Source organism: Pelomonas sp. SE-A7 (assembly GCF_030345705.1).
Classification (GTDB): domain Bacteria; phylum Pseudomonadota; class Gammaproteobacteria; order Burkholderiales; family Burkholderiaceae_C; genus JAUASW01.
Map to the genome: position 1 here is coordinate 2868217 of NZ_JAUASW010000001.1, position 16684 is coordinate 2884900.

General features: G+C 68.0%; 11 protein-coding genes. 2 read left to right on the top strand and 9 right to left on the bottom strand.

Annotated features, from left to right (window positions below; genetic code table 11):
• Positions 1–17: 17 nt before the first annotated feature.
• The gene (locus QT382_RS12955; protein ID WP_289254442.1) at positions 18–899 is read right to left on the bottom strand and encodes an alpha/beta hydrolase; all 882 of its coding nucleotides are present in this window, start codon (positions 897–899) and stop codon (positions 18–20) included.
• Between the two features lie 135 nt (positions 900–1034).
• Between QT382_RS12955 and QT382_RS12960 the strand changes: the two genes are divergently transcribed.
• Both QT382_RS12960 and QT382_RS12965 read left to right on the top strand, forming a co-directional pair.
• Positions 1035–2396: a hypothetical protein gene (locus QT382_RS12960; protein WP_289254443.1), complete on the top strand. Its 1362-nt coding sequence runs from the start codon at positions 1035–1037 to the stop codon at positions 2394–2396.
• Between the two features lie 4 nt (positions 2397–2400).
• On the top strand, positions 2401–4293 hold the full coding sequence (locus QT382_RS12965) for an MORN repeat-containing protein (protein ID WP_289254444.1): 1893 nt from the start codon (positions 2401–2403) through the stop codon (positions 4291–4293).
• Positions 4294–4302: 9 nt separating this feature from the next.
• Here the strand turns inward: QT382_RS12965 and QT382_RS12970 are convergent, their stop codons facing one another.
• The 8 genes from QT382_RS12970 to QT382_RS13005 all read right to left on the bottom strand — a co-directional run bounded on the left by QT382_RS12970 (position 4303) and on the right by QT382_RS13005 (position 16638).
• Complete coding sequence (locus QT382_RS12970) at positions 4303–5076, bottom strand: LytR/AlgR family response regulator transcription factor (protein ID WP_289254445.1); 774 nt, start codon at positions 5074–5076, stop codon at positions 4303–4305.
• Positions 5077–5098: 22 nt separating this feature from the next.
• On the bottom strand, positions 5099–6205 hold the full coding sequence (locus QT382_RS12975; RefSeq protein WP_289254446.1) for a sensor histidine kinase: 1107 nt from the start codon (positions 6203–6205) through the stop codon (positions 5099–5101).
• An 11-nt stretch (positions 6206–6216) separates the two neighbouring features.
• Entirely contained in the window at positions 6217–7296 is a 1080-nt protein-coding gene (locus QT382_RS12980) for a sensor histidine kinase (protein ID WP_289254447.1), read from the bottom strand.
• Complete coding sequence (locus QT382_RS12985; RefSeq protein WP_289254448.1) at positions 7286–8473, bottom strand: sensor histidine kinase; 1188 nt, start codon at positions 8471–8473, stop codon at positions 7286–7288. The genes QT382_RS12980 and QT382_RS12985 overlap by 11 nt, the downstream gene beginning before the upstream one ends.
• An 85-nt stretch (positions 8474–8558) precedes the next feature.
• Complete coding sequence (locus tag QT382_RS12990; protein ID WP_289254449.1) at positions 8559–9314, bottom strand: class II glutamine amidotransferase; 756 nt, start codon at positions 9312–9314, stop codon at positions 8559–8561.
• Between the two features lie 85 nt (positions 9315–9399).
• Entirely contained in the window at positions 9400–10632 is a 1233-nt protein-coding gene (locus tag QT382_RS12995; protein WP_289254450.1) for an NAD(P)/FAD-dependent oxidoreductase, read from the bottom strand.
• Between the two features lie 161 nt (positions 10633–10793).
• On the bottom strand, positions 10794–13937 hold the full coding sequence (locus QT382_RS13000) for a TonB-dependent receptor (protein ID WP_289254451.1): 3144 nt from the start codon (positions 13935–13937) through the stop codon (positions 10794–10796).
• A gap of 529 nt (positions 13938–14466) precedes the next feature.
• Positions 14467–16638, bottom strand: a complete 2172-nt coding sequence (locus QT382_RS13005; RefSeq protein WP_289254452.1) for a malate synthase G — start codon at positions 16636–16638, stop codon at positions 14467–14469.
• Between the last annotated feature and the right edge of the window lie 46 nt (positions 16639–16684).

Below are 16684 nucleotides of genomic sequence, written 5' to 3' on the forward strand. Positions count from 1 at the left end.
GTTTAAGTCCGGCCCATTCAGTACATGGTGGTACGGGCAAAACGCTCCTCGAGCCAGCCCTGCATGCGGGCGAACACCTGCTCCTGCTCCGGCTCGTTGAACAGCTCGTGGAACAGCCGCTCGAAGCAATAGCCCTGCACCAACAGGCGCGGCGCCGCGGCCGCGAAGGCGGCACTGCCGGAGGGAGCCACGCAGCGGTCGGCACCAGCCCACATCAATAGCGTGGGCACCAGCCATTCGGAGGCGTGGTCGCGGACTTCCTCGCCGGCGTCCACGATCATCCGCGCCAGCATGGGCGTGATGCGGCTGTGGACCTGCGGGTCGCTGACATAGGCCTTGACCACGGCCGGGCTGCGGGAGATCCAGGCCGGCTTCAGGCCATTGCCGGCCGGCAGATGCGGCACCAGCGGCCGGGCCACATTCAGCAGCAGCTTCTGGAACCAGGACATACCGGGGTCCAGCGCCGGCGAGGACAGGATCAGGCCGTCAACCGGCCGGAACCAGGCCGGCAGCACGCCGCCGGCGCTGGCGCTGAGGCCGCCGGCCACGAAGCGCGAGGCGATCAGGCCGCCCATGCTGTGGCCCAGCAGCAGCAAGGCGCCGCCGGCCAGTTGTTCGTCGTTGCGCAGCTCGTCGATGACCTGGGCCAGGTCCTTGAAGTAGCGCTCGGGATCGGGAATGTCACCGCGCGGGCCGCCGGAGGCACCGTGGCCGCGCAGATCGACGGCCACCACGTGCCAGCCCCAGCTGTTGAGCCGGGCCGCCACATGCTGGTAGCGGCCGCCATGCTCGCCCAGGCCATGGACGATCAGCACCGTGCCGCGCGCACGGTCCAGGCCCGGCTTGGTCCATTGCCGCCAGTGCAGCGGCAGGCCGTCGTCGGTTCTGAGCGTTCGCATGGCGGGCAGTGTAGGCAGGGGCCCACAGGGCAAGCCCGGGGACTTCCCCGGACGGTGAAACTACTGTCACCCCGACGATGGACAGCCTCGCCGCGCGCCCTAGACTAGCCTTCAGCCCCCAAGGACGGACGCACCATGAAGCTGCTTGCTCGCGCCTGTTGGATTCGCCTCGGCAAGCTGGCTGCGCCGGCCTTGCTGGCCCTGCTCTCGGCCTGCTCCAGCACCAAGTACACGGTCGACGACGGCCGCCAGGTCGACCCGGTGCTGCTGGGCTCGATCAGCGCCTATGGCTCCGGCGAGCGCGCCATACGCCCGGCCATCCAGCGCAGCTCGGCACTCAAGGACAAGGACTGCGACAAGCAGTGGGAGCTGCCCTTCGCCGTGGTGTCCAGCCAGGGTTGGGACGAGAACGACCGCGTCGCCTGGGTGCGCGCGCTGGGTGTGGATGAGCGACTCACGGTGATCGCCACCGCGCCGGGCTCGCCGTTGAGCCCTGGCGAAAAGCTGATCTCGGTGGCCGGCAGCAGCAGTACCGAGGCCGAGCAACAGCTGCTGGCGCTGACCGAGGCGCGCGACCGTGGCCGTGCCTTTGCGGTGCAGACCGCCGCCGGACGTGGCGTGGTAATCCAGCCGTTCGAGGTCTGCCGTGGCTACACCCGCTTCGCGCCGCCCAACACGCCGCGGATGCAGGACTACCACTGGCTGCTGAGCATGCATCCCTTGGAAGTACCGTTGGCCAACATGAACGAGGACGAGGCGCTGTGGCTGGTGTTGTGGAGCCAGGGCGTCTCCGAAGAAGGCGGCGCACGGATGAAGACGGTGCACTACAGCACCAAGATTGCCTCCACGCTGTACAGCATCTTCACCATCGCCACCGGCCTCAAGGGCGCTGCCCTGGCCGCAGATGCAGCGATCAGCGCCGCCAAGAACGCGGCCGCCTCGGCAGTGGGCGAAGTGCTCAAGCAGCAGCTGATCGACCAGGGCAAGGCCCTGGCCCTTCAGAAGATCCGCGAATCGTTCAGCGACCAGCTGGAGCAGATGACCAAGGGCCAGGTGCTGGGCGCCCTGCAGAAGGCCGCCGCCAACCGTGGTGCGCTGTCGGGCATCTCCTACGTGGCTTCGACAGTATTCGAGAAGGCCGACGAATGGGCCTTCACCCGGGTGGCCCAGCTCAACGGCAATCCACTGTCCGCCTTCAGCCTGCACCAGAAGCTGCTGGAGCGCGACCTGACCGGCAATTCGATGATCCTGGACGCCGAGCGGCTGAGCGCCCTGAACAAGGTGGCCGCGGCCAAGGGCTTCGAGACCGAGGTCGTCGCCATCCTCAAGGGCATCAAGCCGGCCGAACTGGTGGCCGACGTAGGCGCCATGCCCGTGGCCTCGGCCCGCAAGCGCTTCAGCTACACGCTGGACAACGATCCGGGCGCCAACCCCTATGCCAACGGCCTGATCGACGCCACGCTGTCCATGCCCCTGGCGACCAAGAAGGGAAAGTAAGCGAATGAGGTTTTCGGCTTCCGCCCTGGCGCTGGGCTTGTCGGCCCTGCTGCTTCTTGCCGCCGCCGCGACGCTGCCGGCCCGTGCGCAATCCGAGGCCACACCGGCGCAAGCACCGGCTTCCGCGGCATCGGCCGCTGTAGATCCGGCTTCCGCGCCTGCCTCGGCCCCCTCGGCCGCAGCCAGCGTGCCGGCCGGCCCGCCGCCGCCCAGTTGCGCCCAGCTGACGGCGCGGGCCAATACCGCCGACCTGCGCGCCGCCACCGCCCTGGCCCAGAACAAGCCGCTGGACGAGCAGGTCAAGCTCTACGACGAGGCGCTGGCGCTGTGGACCAAGGCCGCCGAGACCTGCGAAGGCCGGGCCCGCGAACGCGCGCTGCGCAACCTGGCCGACACCCAGGGCCAGCGCGAGCAGCAGGCCGAGCGCCTGGCCGCCGGCAGCCAGTGCGAGACCGCCCACCGCGATGCCACGGCCCTGGGCGAGCTGGCGGCGCAGGCGCTGTCCGAGAGCCGCTGGGACCAGGCAGCACTGCTGTTCCGCAAGGCCGAGAACGGCTGGGACCTGGCCACCGAGGTCTGCACCGGCGTGCAGCAAACGGTGGCCAACAAGCGCCGCGAAGAGGCCGAGGTCGATGCCCACAACGCCGAGTTCTGCGCGCCCATGTTCGACCGGGCCCGCGGCTTCTGGCTGAAGTTCCGCAGCGCCCAGGCCGGCCTGGCGCCCGACGAGCGCCAGCGCCAGTCGCAGATCTCCGAGACCCTGTGGCGCGAAGCGGCCAACCAATGCCGCAACGAGGCCGCGACCACGGCCCGCAACACCGCCCAGACCCTGGCCCGCGAACGGGGCACGCCCTGGGTGCCGACCCAGCCGCCGGCCGATGTGGCACCGGCCGTGGCAGCCGCGCCGCGCCCGGCGCCGGTCCGGCCGGCGCCGACTGCCGCAGCCCCCTCACCCACCAAGCCGGCGCCGACCACCACGGCAGCAGCCGCTCCCACCAGCAAGCCCGCAGCCGCCAATGACACCAAGCCCGGCGCGCCAGCGCCCATGCTGCAGGCCGCCACGACCGCTGCGACCACGGCCGCGAGTACCGCCAACACGGCCAGCACCCTGGTCGCCGCCGTGCCCGCTCCGGTGCCCGACAAGCCGGCGCCGCCGCCGGTGGCTCAGGAGGTCGACCTCAAATCCGGTAGCGCACATTTCAAGGGCCTGTTCGTGCGCGAGGGCGGTGGCAACCTGCTGACCGGCCGCGGCCGCATCGCCTGGGACAACGGCGACAGCTACGAAGGCGACCTGCTGCGCGGCGAGCGCCACGGCCAGGGCGAATTCCGCTGGGCCAGCGGCCAGCAGTACAAGGGCCAGTGGGTCAATGACAAGGCCAGCGGCCAGGGCGAGATGCGCTTTGCCAACGGCAACTTCTTCAAGGGCAGCATCGTCGATGGCCAGCCCCAGGGCGACGGCGAGATGCAGTACGCCTCGGGCGACAGCTACAAGGGCACGATGCACCAGGGCCTGCCCGAGGGCCTGGGCACCTACGTCTGGAAGAGCGGCCAGCGCTACGAGGGTCAGTGGGTCAACGACAAGCCCAACGGCCGCGGCAAGCTGCGCTTCGCCAATGGCAACGACTACGAAGGCCAGGTACAGAACGGCGTGCCGCACGGCAGCGGCAAGCTGCAGTTCGCCTCAGGCGACGTCTACGAGGGCGAGCTCCAGCAGGGCCAGCCGCATGGCCAGGGCACCTACCTCTGGAAGCATGGCGACAAGTACGTGGGCCGCTGGCAGGCCGGACTCAAGGAAGGCCCCGGCGCCTTCATCTGGGCCAGCGGCGACCGCTGGGAAGGCGTGTTCAAGAACGACGACCGCAGCGAGGATGGCAAGCTCATCAGAAAAGGACAGTGAGCCTTCGGCTCACTGTCCCTTGAAGAGGCCCTGAAACTGCCTGGACACCGGCAGTTTCTCCTGCCGGCCCTTGAGCGTCAGCACCATGGAGTTCTCGTCGATACGGATCGCGCTGGCGACGCAGCGGCTGTTGACCAGCACCGAGCGGTGCACCTGCCAGAACTGCTCGGCGTCCAGCTGGGTCAGCAGCTCCTTCAGCGCCGTGCGTATCAGCGCCTCGCCGCCTTCGTAGACCACGCGGGTGTAGCGGTTGTCGCTCTCGAAATAGATCACGTCCTCGGGCGCGATCATCTTGACCTCGCGGCCCAGCGAGGCCTGGATCATCTTGGGCCGGGGCGCGGCGGCCGGCAGCAGCTGCTTGAGCAGGGCCTGCAGGTCCGCACCGGCGGCCGCCGGCTCGGGGCGTTGCAGCCGGCCCTGCACCCGCTCGATGGCCTGGGCCAGGCGGGCGTCGTCGACCGGCTTCATCACATAGTCCACCGCGCCGGCGTCGAAGGCCGACAGCGCATGGTCGCCAAAGGCGGTGACGAAGACCACCTGCGGCGGCGTGGCCGTGGCTGCCATGCGTCGCGCCACCTCGATGCCGGTCAGGCCGGGCATGCGGATGTCGAGGAAGCAGACGTCCGGCTCATGCTGCAGGAAGTCGTCCCAGGCATCGACGCCGTGGATGCTGGCGGCCACGATCTCCAGTTCGGGCCACAGGCGCTTGAGCGCGGCGCGCAGCTGCTCGCGCGGGCCCTCCTCGTCGTCGGCAATCAGGGCGGTCACGGTCGTCTTGCTCATGCTCTCACTCTCCTCTGCTTGTTCACTTGATTGGATCTCCCCCATGGGCACCGAGCTGCACCACGGCGCAGCAGCCGCCCTCGGCACGATTGCCCAGCTTCAGGGCGGCGCGGCCGCCGAAGGCCTGCTGCAGACGCAGCCGGCTGTTGTGCAGGCCCAGGCTGCCTTCGGTCACGGTGGCCAGCGGTGCCAGGCCAGGTCCGTCGTCCAGCACTTCCAGCAGCAGGGCACCGTCGGGCAGCAGACGCGCCTGCACCCGCACCTCGCCACCGGACAAGCTGGGCTGCACGCCATGCTCGACGGCATTCTCGACCAGGGTCAGAAGCACGCCCGGTGGAAGCTGGACGGCAGCTGCCGCCGGATCGATGTCCAGGGCATAGCGCAGCCGTTCGCCCAGCCGCGCCTGCATCACCTCCAGGTAGCGACGGGCTGCTTCGGCCTCTTCGCCCACCGCCAGCAGGGGCCGATCGAACAGCGGCAGTGTGGCGCGCAGATAATGCGTTAGCGATGCCAGAAGTGGTGCAGCTCTATCGTCCTTGCTGGCAACCCAGTGCTGCAGCGAGGCCAGAGAATTGAACAGGAAATGCGGCTGGATCTGGGCGCTGGACAGCTTGCGCGAGGCCTCGGCGGCGTGGGCGCGCAGCTCCTCGTCGTGCAGCCAGTCGGCCAGGAATTCGTTGCGCCACATGGCCACGACCCAGATGCCGAAGGCGAACAGCAACCCCAGGCCAAGGCCCCGCATCAAGACCTCGTGCGCAACCGCCCCCATCCCCTTGCTCTCCAGGATCGCCATCGCAAAGCCGCCGACAAAGCCCACCGGCACGGTGGTCGCACCGTAGGCGATGTAGAGCCGCTTCATGGTCGGGCGCCGCCACACCATGGCGGCCATCGACAGCATCAGCAGGGCCACGCTCAGGAAGATCAGAAACGCCGGCACGGCCACGCCTGGCGGCAGGCTCTGCACCAGGATGAACGACAGGAACAGCGCGTTCAGCAGGGCCGACACCTTGATGGTGGGCGAGATGGCGAGCAGCGGTGCCATCTGCTTCCATTGAGCCGGCGTGAACTCGTGCCTGGGCCCCAGCATCAGGGCGGTCCGCCAGTCGACGCTGGCGAAGAAGCTTTTCATCGCGCCCAGCATCAGGCCGCCTCCACACGCAATTGGGCCAGGCAGCCGCCCAGCGGCCCGTTCTCCAGGCTCAGCCGCGCCCGCTCGCCAAAGCGCTGGGCCAGGCGCAGCCGCGAGTTGTTCAGGCCCACGCCGCGACCCGGGGCCTGCGGCGCCGGGTGTTCGGGCAGACCGGGGCCATCGTCGGCCACGCTGATCAGCACGCTGCTCTTGAGCTGGCGGCCCTCGATGCGCAAGGTGGCCTCGCCCAGCTTGGGCACGACCCCATGCTCGATGGCGTTCTCCACCAGGGTCAGCAGGATGGCCGGCGGCAGCGGTTGGTCCAGCAGGGCCGGATCCACGTCGATCTCGACCTTGAGCCGCTCGCCGAGCCGGGCCTGCATCACGGTCAGGTACTCACGCACCGCCGCCAGCTCCTCACCCACGCTGAGCTGCTCGCGGTTGAACAGTGGCAGCGTGGCGCGCAGATAGGCGGTCAGCGCTTCCAGCATGGGGGCCGCGCGCGGGTCCTGGCTGCGCACCCAATGGCCCAGCGAGGCCAACGAGTTGAAAAGGAAATGCGGCTGGATCTGGGCCTGCAGCAGCTGGGCCTGCAGCGCGGCCTGCTGGTCGCGCTCGTCCAGCTCGCGCAGCCTGGCCTTGATCTGGTGCTGGCGGAACACCAGCATGCCCCACCAGGCCGAGGTGCAGAAGAACAGCAGCCAGGCCAGCACCACGATCACGGCCATGGCCTCGGCCTTGTCCAGCCAGGCGGTGGACGCCAGCACGCCAGCGCCGTAGATCAGGCCGGCGGTGCGGATCGAGCGGGTGACGCGCTTGGGCGCCGGATCGCGCCACAACCGCCGGCTCAGCACCAGGATGCCGAGCAGCAGCAGCAGCCCGCCCAGTATCAGCAGCGGCGCAATGCCGCGGGGAATCAGCACGAAGCAGGCGGCGGCAATGGCCACGTACTGGAACAGCACATAGCCGTCGATCAGCCGGGGCCAGGCCTGGTCGCCGGCGCGTGCCAGCTCCTCGGCCGAGAAGACCTGCATGTTCTGCGGAATGCACAGGCGCTTGAACCAGGCCGGTTGCGAGAACTCAAAGCCCATGGACATCTCCCTGCAGCGTGATGCAGGCACGGGTGCCCCGGCCATCGGGGTCGGCGTCCAGCACCAGACTGGCTCGCGGCCCGAAGGCATGGCCCAGGCGGGCGCGGCAATTGGCCAGGCCCAGGCCCTCGGCGGCGAAATCGGCCATGCCCACACCGTCGTCGCAGACCTCCAGTTGCCAGCCCCCGTCCTCATGGGGCCGCAGGGCGATGCGCAGCTGACCCCCACCCAGCGTAGGCGCCAGGCCATGCTCCAGCGCGTTCTCGACCAGGCTCAGGACGATGCCGGGCGGCAGCTGGGCGCGGCCGGCCAGCTCGCTTTCGTAGTCAAGGCTGTATTGCAGCCGCTCGCCCCAGCGGGCCTGCATCACCTGCAGGTAATGGCGCACCTGGGTCAGCTCCTCGTCGAGACTGACCTGGGGCCGCAGCATCAGCTCGGCGCTGCCACGCAGAAAGGCGGTGAGCGAGCGCAGCAGGCCGCTGGCGCGCGGGTCGGCGCTGTCCACCCAGTGCTGGACCGCCGACAGGCTGTTGAAGATGAAATGCGGCTGGATCTGGGCCTGCAGCAGGCGCAGCCGGGCTTCGCTGGCCTCGCGCTGGGCCTGGGCCTGGGCCTCGGCCTCGCGGCTGGCCTCCAGTTCCTGCTGGAGCATGTTGCGCCGCACGGCGGCGGTCATGGACAGCAGCAGGCCGTAGGCGATGGTCACGCCCAGGGCCACCGGCAGGCCGATCTTGAACAGGCTGCTAAAGGCCCGCGGGAAATGATCGAGCCCATCCATGCCGTAGCGGAAGAACGGTCCGACCAGCCACCCCATAGCGGCGCCGAAGGCCACGCCGAACAGGGACCAAAGGAAGATGCGGCTGAAGCGCCAGCGGCCTATGAATTTCTCGGGATGCAGCCAGGCACCGGCCAGGCCGATCACCAGGCAGAACATGCCCAGCAGCGAAATGCCGAACGCGGCGCCCCAGCCCATGCCGCCGCCGTGCAGCCCGAAGGTCGAACCCATCAAGCCGCCCAGCAAGCCCAACCAGATGCCCAGGCCGCGCCGGCTGTAGAGCAGGCGGTCCAGCTCGCGCGCCTGGGCCTGGATGTCGGCCGGCATGCGCTGGTAGTGCTTCTCGGCCCAGCCGAAATACCAGCGCTGGAAGCGGTTGAGAGGAGCGGTCGGGGTACTCATGGGGGCGCAGTCTAGGCGCGGCCGCCGGGCCGCCGGGCCGGCCGGGCGGCGAATGGCGGGATGGCCGGATGAATGGCCGGATGCCTCACTCGCGGGGCATCCCGTCGACAAAGACCTTGAGCTGGCCCGGCTGGAAGGCCACCCAGGCTTCGTCGCGGGTCAGCGGTTCGGTGGCGATGACCGCCACCTGGTCGCGCGGCGTGGTGGCGCTGGCGAAATCCACATGCAGGTCTTCATCCTGCAACTGCACCCGGCCGAACGGATGCTGGCGCACCAGGTAATGCAGGCGGGTCGAGCCATGGGCCCACAGGGCCTGGCCGTTGGACAGCAGCATGTTGAAAGTGCCGTAGGCGTTGAGCTGGGGCATCAGCTCGGCCAGCGTGAGGCTGAGCTCCTCGATGCTCGGCACGGAATGGTGGGCCTTGGCCAGCTCCTGCATCAGCCAGCAGAAGGCGCGCTCGCTGTCGGTGTCGCCGACCGGCCGGAAGGCGCCGTGCAGCCGCGGCTGGAAGTCCTTCAGGTTGCCGTTGTGGGCGAACACCCAGTAGCGGCCCCACAGTTCGCGGGCGAACGGATGGGTGTTCTCCAGCGCCACCTGGCCCTGCGTGGCCTTGCGGATGTGGGCGATGACGTTGTCGCTCTTGATCGGGTAATGCTTGACCAGCTCGGCCAGCGGCGAGTGGCGGGCGCTGTGGTGGTCGACGAAATGCCGCAGGCCGCGGCCCTCGAAGAAGGCGATGCCGAAGCCGTCCTTGTGCTCGTCAGCCCGGTTGGCCAGGCCGGCGAAGCTGAACATCACGTCGGTCGGCGTGTTGGCATTCATGCCGAGCAGCTGGCACATGGTCAGCGCCCGCGCGGCCGCCCGAAAGGCGCTGAGCACCCCCTTGGGGGGCAGGAAACGAAGCGAGCGTGGGGGTTCATGAGGCTCACTCCAGGAACAGGCGCGACAAGCCTTTGAACGTCACCAGGTTGCCCGGATTGCTGGTCTCGTTGAGCACGCCACTCATGCGCTTGAGCAGGCGCGGGCTGCGCTTGGCGCGCCAGATCAGGAGGTCGGCCAGCCAGGGCATGGCATTGACGCGGTTGGCCTTCTGGTAGAGGTCGAAGCGCGGCTTGAGAGCCGTCAGCTCAGCTTCGTAGTCGGCGCGCACGGCCGCGTCGTCCAGGCCCTGGTTGCGGCCGCGCAGGATGGCATCGGCGGCCAGCATGCCGGTCTCCATCGCCTTGCCAATGCCTTCGCCGGTGAACGAGTAGGTGCTTCCCGCGGCCTCGCCTGTGACCAGCAGACCCGGGCGGCTCCAGCGCGCGCCCTCCAGCGTGCAGCGCAGCGGCGCGCCCTTGAGCTCGCCTACCAGCTCGCCCTCGCGCATCAGCTGGGCGGCCGGCTCGTAGTGCTGGCAGAAGGCGTCGAAGATGGCGCGCAGGTTGAGCTCCTTCTTGGAACCCTTGCCGCCGACGGCCGAATGGCTGTCGGTCACGCCGACGCCGATGTTGAAGCAGCCGTCCGGCGCCGGAAAGATCCAGCCGTAGCCGGGCCGCACCGCGTTGCACCAGACGACCTCCAGGGCCTTGATCTTGCCGACCATGGACGGCGCGCGCACATAGCCGCGCAGGGCCACGCCACTGGGCGTGTGGCGCTCGCACAGGCCGGCGGCCGTCAGAGCCTTGGGCACGGCGCCGGTGGCCAGCACCACCCATTGGGCCTGCACCTCGACCTCGGCACCGTCCAGCTTGACGCGGGCGCCGGCCACGCGGCCGCCCTCGTCTTCGATCGGCGACTCGAAGCGCGCCGGCATCAGCACGCGGGCACCGGCTTCGCGAGCGCCTTCCAGCAGCATCGCATCCAGTTCGCGGCGCGGCAGCACGGCCAGGCTACCCGGCACGTCGATGCGGCCGCCGCGCGGGCCGATGCAGCCCACATGCTCGGCCGGATGGGCGCGGGCCATCACCTGGTCCAGCAGGCCCAGGCGCCGCAGCGCCGCATGGGCGTCGGGAATCAGGCCGTCCCCGCAAATCTTGTCGCGGCCGGGCTGGGCCTGGTCGATCAGCAGCACATCCAGGCCCGCCTGGGCCAGCACGCGCGCGCTGGCGCTGCCGGCCGGACCGGCGCCGACCACCAGTACCTCGCATCGCATCGCAGAAGAGGAACTCTCCACCATCGGGTCTCCATGTCGTGGCGCGGATTCTCGCAGCCCCATGAAGAAGGGGCCCTCGCGGGGCCCCTGGGGTGTTGTACCTATCGCTCGGCAGGCCGGAAATCAGCCCGTCCTGGGCAAACCACCCCGGCGAGCCAGGCCACCGGGGGGATTTGCCAACCTCCTTAGAAGTCGTAGCGGCCGGTGAAGCGGACGGTGCGCGGATCGGTGTAGTAAATCACGCGGTTGTAGGTCGACGAGGCCGCGGTCCGCGACGAAGCCGACACCGCGCTGTAGGCCGTAGCCGTCTGCGTATTGAACAGGTTCTGGATGTCGGCCTGCAGGCTGAAGCCCTTCAGGAACTCAGGCGTGTAGGTCACGTTGAGGTTGAAGGTCTTGGTCCACGGCGTGTTGCCCAGCGTGCCGTGCGGCGTCGACCGGTAGTCCGCGTTCGGCGCCGTGCCAGGCTTGTCGGTGGCCGTCTGAGCACCCGCCACACCACAGAAGTTGTAATACGCGCCGTTGTAGATGCCCTTCTTGGCGTACGGATACAGGCTCCGGCAGTAGTTGGGACGGCCGCTCTGGATGATGGTCGAACCACCCACCCTCCATTCCGAATTCAGCTTGTAGCTGCCGAAGGCCTTGATCTGATGCGTGCGGTTATTGGGCAGCAGGCCATCGGACCCTTCCATGATTTCCGGAATGTCCCACTGGGCAGTCACGGAGACATCGGGCTGACCGCCGTTGCCGGTGTCCCCACTGGAATCCAGCTGACCTTCGGCGTTGCCATAGTTGCGCGACAGCGTGTACTCAAGCTTGCCGAAGGTGCGGCCGTCCTGATACTCGGCGAAGAGGTCCAGAGCCACCAGCTTGCGCTTGAGCTTGGGGAAGCGCATTTCCTCGGCGGTGTAGCTGGTCCGCTTGATCGTGCCGTCGGCCTGCGGGATCAGGAAGGTGGCCGCCTGGCCCGGGTTGAAGATGCGGCAGACCGAGCCGACGCAGACGTCGTCGATGGAGTTCTTCAGATCACGGTAGGTGAACTTCGATCCCCAGGACCATTGCTTGTTCAGCGCCTGTTCGAAGCCCAGGATCAGCTCATCCTGGTAGTGCGCCTTCAGACCCTCGATCGCCACGGTGCTCGGATCCGGTGCCTTGCCGCATTCCGAGTTCTCGGAGGTGGCGCCGGCGCCCGGCGTGCCGTCGGGGCACAAGCCGGCGGAACCGGCAGCCGGCTTCAGCTGGTTCAAGCCTGTCGGCGCGCCATCGGCGCCAATGCCGGTGTAGGTGTAGTACTTCGTGGCGCCCAGCGAAGCGTTGGCGCCACGGATGGCGACGTTGTTGGGCAGGGCCAGGAAGTAGCGGCCGAAGTTGGCAAAGGTCTTCAGCGAAGCGTCGCCGTTCACATCCCAGACGGCGCCCATGCGCGGGCCGCGGTTGTTCTTCTGCTTGGCGTAGGGCTGATGGTCGCCGTTGTAGTTGGTGAAGCTGTCGTTGCGGATGCCCAGCGACAGCAGCAGATTCTTGGTGGCCTGCCAGCGGTCCTCGACATAGATGGCGTGCTGTTCGGTACTGACCGTGCCGCCACTGGCATGCAGGTTCTGGGTCACGTAATAGCCCTGCGCACCCAGTCCGCCGCCACTGGCCGGCGAGCCGATGCCGTAGCCGGCGGAAACGGCCGCGGTCGGGTCATTCGAAAGCGCATAGGTCCAGGTATAGGCGCCGGGTCCGGAGTTCTTGTCGCCCACCGTCGAGTCGGCCTTGAAATGGTCGACGCCGAAGCGCAATTCATGCTTGCCCAGGTGGTAGGTCAGGTCCAGGCGGTAGCCGGTGGTCTTGTCCTGCCCCGGGTCCGTGACCGAGCCATAGGGCTGAGGGTTGGTGATGGCCTTGTACTGTGCCGGCACCGTCGTGGGGCTGATGCTCACATAGGTCTTGGTGGCGTCGTAGCCGGGCAGCGGATCCGGGTTGTGGCGGATCTTCTGCTGGCCGAAGGTGGCGGCCACCGAGAAGTTGTCGGTCAGATTGCCGGTGTACTTCGCGACCCACAGCTCCGCCTTGTCGTCCAGCACATGGTCCCCATTCAGGCCATTGAACTTGGTCTTGTTGCGCGTCAGCGTGTTGTAGTCGAAGCCGTAGTAGGCGAACTGCTCGTTGGCGCCATCCTTGACGCCGGTCACTTCCAGCAGGTGGTTGTCGGTGATGTTCCAGTCCACCTTCACCGCCGCGCGCGGGTACTGGGTTCTGGTTTCACCCCAGGCCTGTGCCGCATTCGTTGCGGTCAGCGTGTCGATGCGACGGATGCGGACACCTTCCGATTCCCGCGTGGTCTGCTCGGCGTTGGCAAAGATGAACAGCTTGTCCTTGATGATGGGGCCGCTGACATAGCCGCCGACCTTGGTCTCTTCCAGCTTGTTGAGCGAGCGCAGCGAGTACAGCGTACCGTCGGTCCAGTTGTCCTTGTTGTTGCCGGCCGTGGTGTTGTAGTGATTGGCTTCGCTCCACTTGCCGGTGTTGGCGTAGTACAGATCCTTGGGAGCGCTGCGCAGCGCTGCAGGCGCCCAGACGGCGTAGACGCCGCCCTTCCACTCGTTGGTGCCGGCCTTGGTCAGCACATTGACCACGCCGCCGGTCGAACGGCCGAACTCCGCGCCATAGCCGCCGGTCAGCACCTGCATCTGGCCGATGGCGGCGAAAGGCAGGGTGGTGGCGCCCATGTTGGTCAGCGGGTTCGTGACCGAGAAGCCATTGATGTAGTACGCATTCTCCGAGGCCGCCGAGCCCCCGAAGCTGCCGATGTTGGCCATGGCTGCGCGACCCAGTGGCGTGTCGTTGCCACCGGTGGCCAGGTTGTAGCTGTTGCTGTTGATCACGCCAGGCGCCAGCAAGGCCACCTGGTTGACCGACTGGCCGACCGCGATCTTGGTCAGTGCGTCGGCCGTGAAGACGGTGCGCGTGTCCGTCTGACTGACGTCGATCTTGGAGATGCGGGTGCCGGACACCGTCACGGTCTCCAGCGTGTTTGCAAAGGAGACGTCGGTACCGCCGCCGATGGTGACGGTCACTTCGCGCGTGCCGATTCCCTTGGCTTCGATCTTGTAGCTGCCGGCCTGCAGGTTGGCGACCGAGAAGCGGCCATCGGCGCCTGCGGTCACGGTCCGGGTGACACCGGTATTGCTGGTGAGCACGACCACGGTGCCAGCCGGCAAGCTGCCATGCACGCTACCGGTCGTGCTCTGGGCCATGACGATGCCGGCCAGGCAGGTGCCGACCGCGGCCGCGACCAGCGACCGAGCCAGGCGCTTCCTCGTCTGACGCTTGATGTAACTCATAAACAAATCTCCTCCAATGAACCAATGGTTGTGTGCGGCGCGCCCGGCTCTAGTCGAGCGCGCTCTGCTATTGAGATTGGCCCTGCGGGTCAGGTGCGACCTTCGCTCGTGCGATGGCTCGTCCTGCCGACGGGCTCCCTCTGCTGTCACCGTGATTGCGGCGGCGCGATGGTGCAGCAACAGCCCTGCCGAAAGCCACCCATGACCGTACTCATGCTTGAACAGGGTCGCCGGACGACAACAGGGGCTGCGCCATCCCCCCAAAGGACTGGTCGGCGCCTCAGTTCCGCCCGATCCGACCGCATGGATCCACTGACCTCACAGTCAGCAGGATCCGGCCGGGGCCACTGTTGCAACGACGCCTCTGTTGGCATTCCCACCAAGGGGGGCCTTCGCGTCATGACAAGCCACCCGCCGGCGCTGCCGCATGACGGCCGGGGACTTGCGAGCATTGACTGGAAAGAAGAAGAAAGGGCCGGTCTCCCGACCGGCCCTTGCTGAGGGTTTGGTTCGTCGCCCCGGGGGCGGTTCAGCCCGCCTTCACCCTCAATCGCCAGGCATGCAGCAGCGGCTCCGTGTAGCCGCTGGGCTGCTCCTTGCCCGTGAACACCAGGTCCAGCGCGGCCTGGAAGGCAGCGCCGCCGGGGTTAGCGGCCAGGCTCTTGTAGAGCGGGTCACCGGCGTTCTGGCCGTCCACCACGGCCGCCATGCGCGTAAAGGTCTCGCGCACCTGGGCCTCGGTCACCACGCCGTGATGCAGCCAGTTAGCGATGTGCTGGCTGGAGATGCGCAGCGTGGCGCGGTCTTCCATCAGGCCTATGCCATTGATGTCGGGCACCTTGGAGCAGCCCACGCCCTGGTCGATCCAGCGCACCACATAGCCGAGGATGCCCTGCACGTTGTTGTCCAGCTCCTGCTGGCGCTCGGTGGCCGACCACTGGGCCTCGGCGGCCACGGGCACGCTTAGCAGCTTGTCCAGCAGCTCGGGGCGCAGCGCATCGGCGTCGATGGCTTCCAGCTCGCGCTGGACCGCCGCCACGTCGACCTGGTGGTAGTGCAGCGCATGCAGTGTGGCTGCGGTCGGCGAGGGCACCCAGGCGGTGTTGGCACCGGCCTTGGGGTGACCGATCTTCTGCTCCAGCATGGCGGCCATCAGATCGGGCATGGCCCACATGCCCTTGCCGATCTGGGCCCGGCCGCGCAGACCGCAGCAGAGGCCGGTCAGCACATTGCTGCGCTCATAGGCCTGGATCCAGGCCGATGTCTTCATGTCGCCCTTGCGCAGCATCGGGCCGGCCAGCATGGCCGTGTGCATCTCGTCGCCGGTGCGGTCCAGGAAGCCGGTGTTGATGAAGGCCACGCGGCTGGAAGCCGCGGCGATGCAGGCCTTGAGGTTGACGCTGGTGCGGCGCTCCTCGTCCATGATGCCCAGCTTGACCGTGCTGTCCGCCAGGCCCAGCAGCTGCTCGACGCGGCCGAACAGTTCGGCCGCGAAGCCGACCTCGGCCGGGCCGTGCATCTTGGGCTTGACGATGTAGATCGAGCCGGTCCTTGAATTTCCGCGGCGCTTCAGGTCATGCACGGCGATGGCCACGGTGACCAGCGCATCCATGATGCCTTCCGGGATCTCCTTGCCCCCGTCCCACAGGATGGCCGGGTTGCTCATCAGGTGGCCGACATTGCGGACGAACATCAGCGAGCGGCCGTGCAGCGTCAGGCTGCCACCAGTCGGCGCGTTGTAGACCCGGTCGCTATTCAAGCGACGGGTGAAGCTCTTGCCGCCCTTGGTGACTTCCTCGGTCAGCGTGCCCTGCTGGATGCCGAGCCAGTTGCGGTAGGCCAGCAGCTTGTCCTCGGCATCGACCGCGGCCACCGAATCCTCCAGGTCCAGGATGGTGGACAGGGCGGCTTCAAGCACCAAGTCGCTGACACCGGCTGCATCGCTGGCGCCAATGGCCGTGGAGCGGTCGATCTGGAGATCCAGGTGCAGGCCGTGGTGGACCAGCAGCACGCTGCTCGGCGCAGCGGCATCGCCTTGATAACCGACGAACTGCGCAGCATCCTGCAGGCCGACCGTCGAACCATTGGCCAGGCTGACGGCCAGCCGGCCGCCCTCGACCTTGTAGGCCGTGGCATCGGCATGCAAGCCGCCGGCCAGCGGCGCGGCCTGGTCCAGCACGCGGCGGGCATAAGCGATCACCTGGGCGCCGCGCACCGGGTTGTAGGCGCCGGCGCGCTCGGCGCCGCCGGTCTCGGCAATCGCATCCGTGCCGTAGAGCGCGTCGTACAGCGAGCCCCAGCGCGCATTGGCGGCGTTCAGCACATAGCGGGCATTGAGGATGGGCACGACCAATTGAGGTCCGGCCTGGATGGCCAGCTCGGCATCGACATGGGCCGTCGTCACCTGGGTCTTGCCGGGCGCCGGCACCAGGTAGCCGATCTTTTCGAGGAAGCCGCGGTAGGCCGCCATGTCGGCGATCGGACCGGGATGCGCGCGGTGCCAGCCGTCGATCTCGGCCTGCAGCCGGTCGCGCTCGGCCAGCAGTGCCAGGTTCTTGGGCGCCAGCTCATGGACGATGGCATCGAAGCCCGCCCAGTAGGCCTCGGGGCTGACGCCGGTGCCCGGCAGCACCTCGTTGTTGATGAAGCCCAACAGGGCGCTGTCGACTTGCAGGCGGTGGAGGTTGATGCGCTGGCTCATGGCAGGCTCCTGGAGGCTGAGGAAATGGTGGAACTGCCGCCAATTT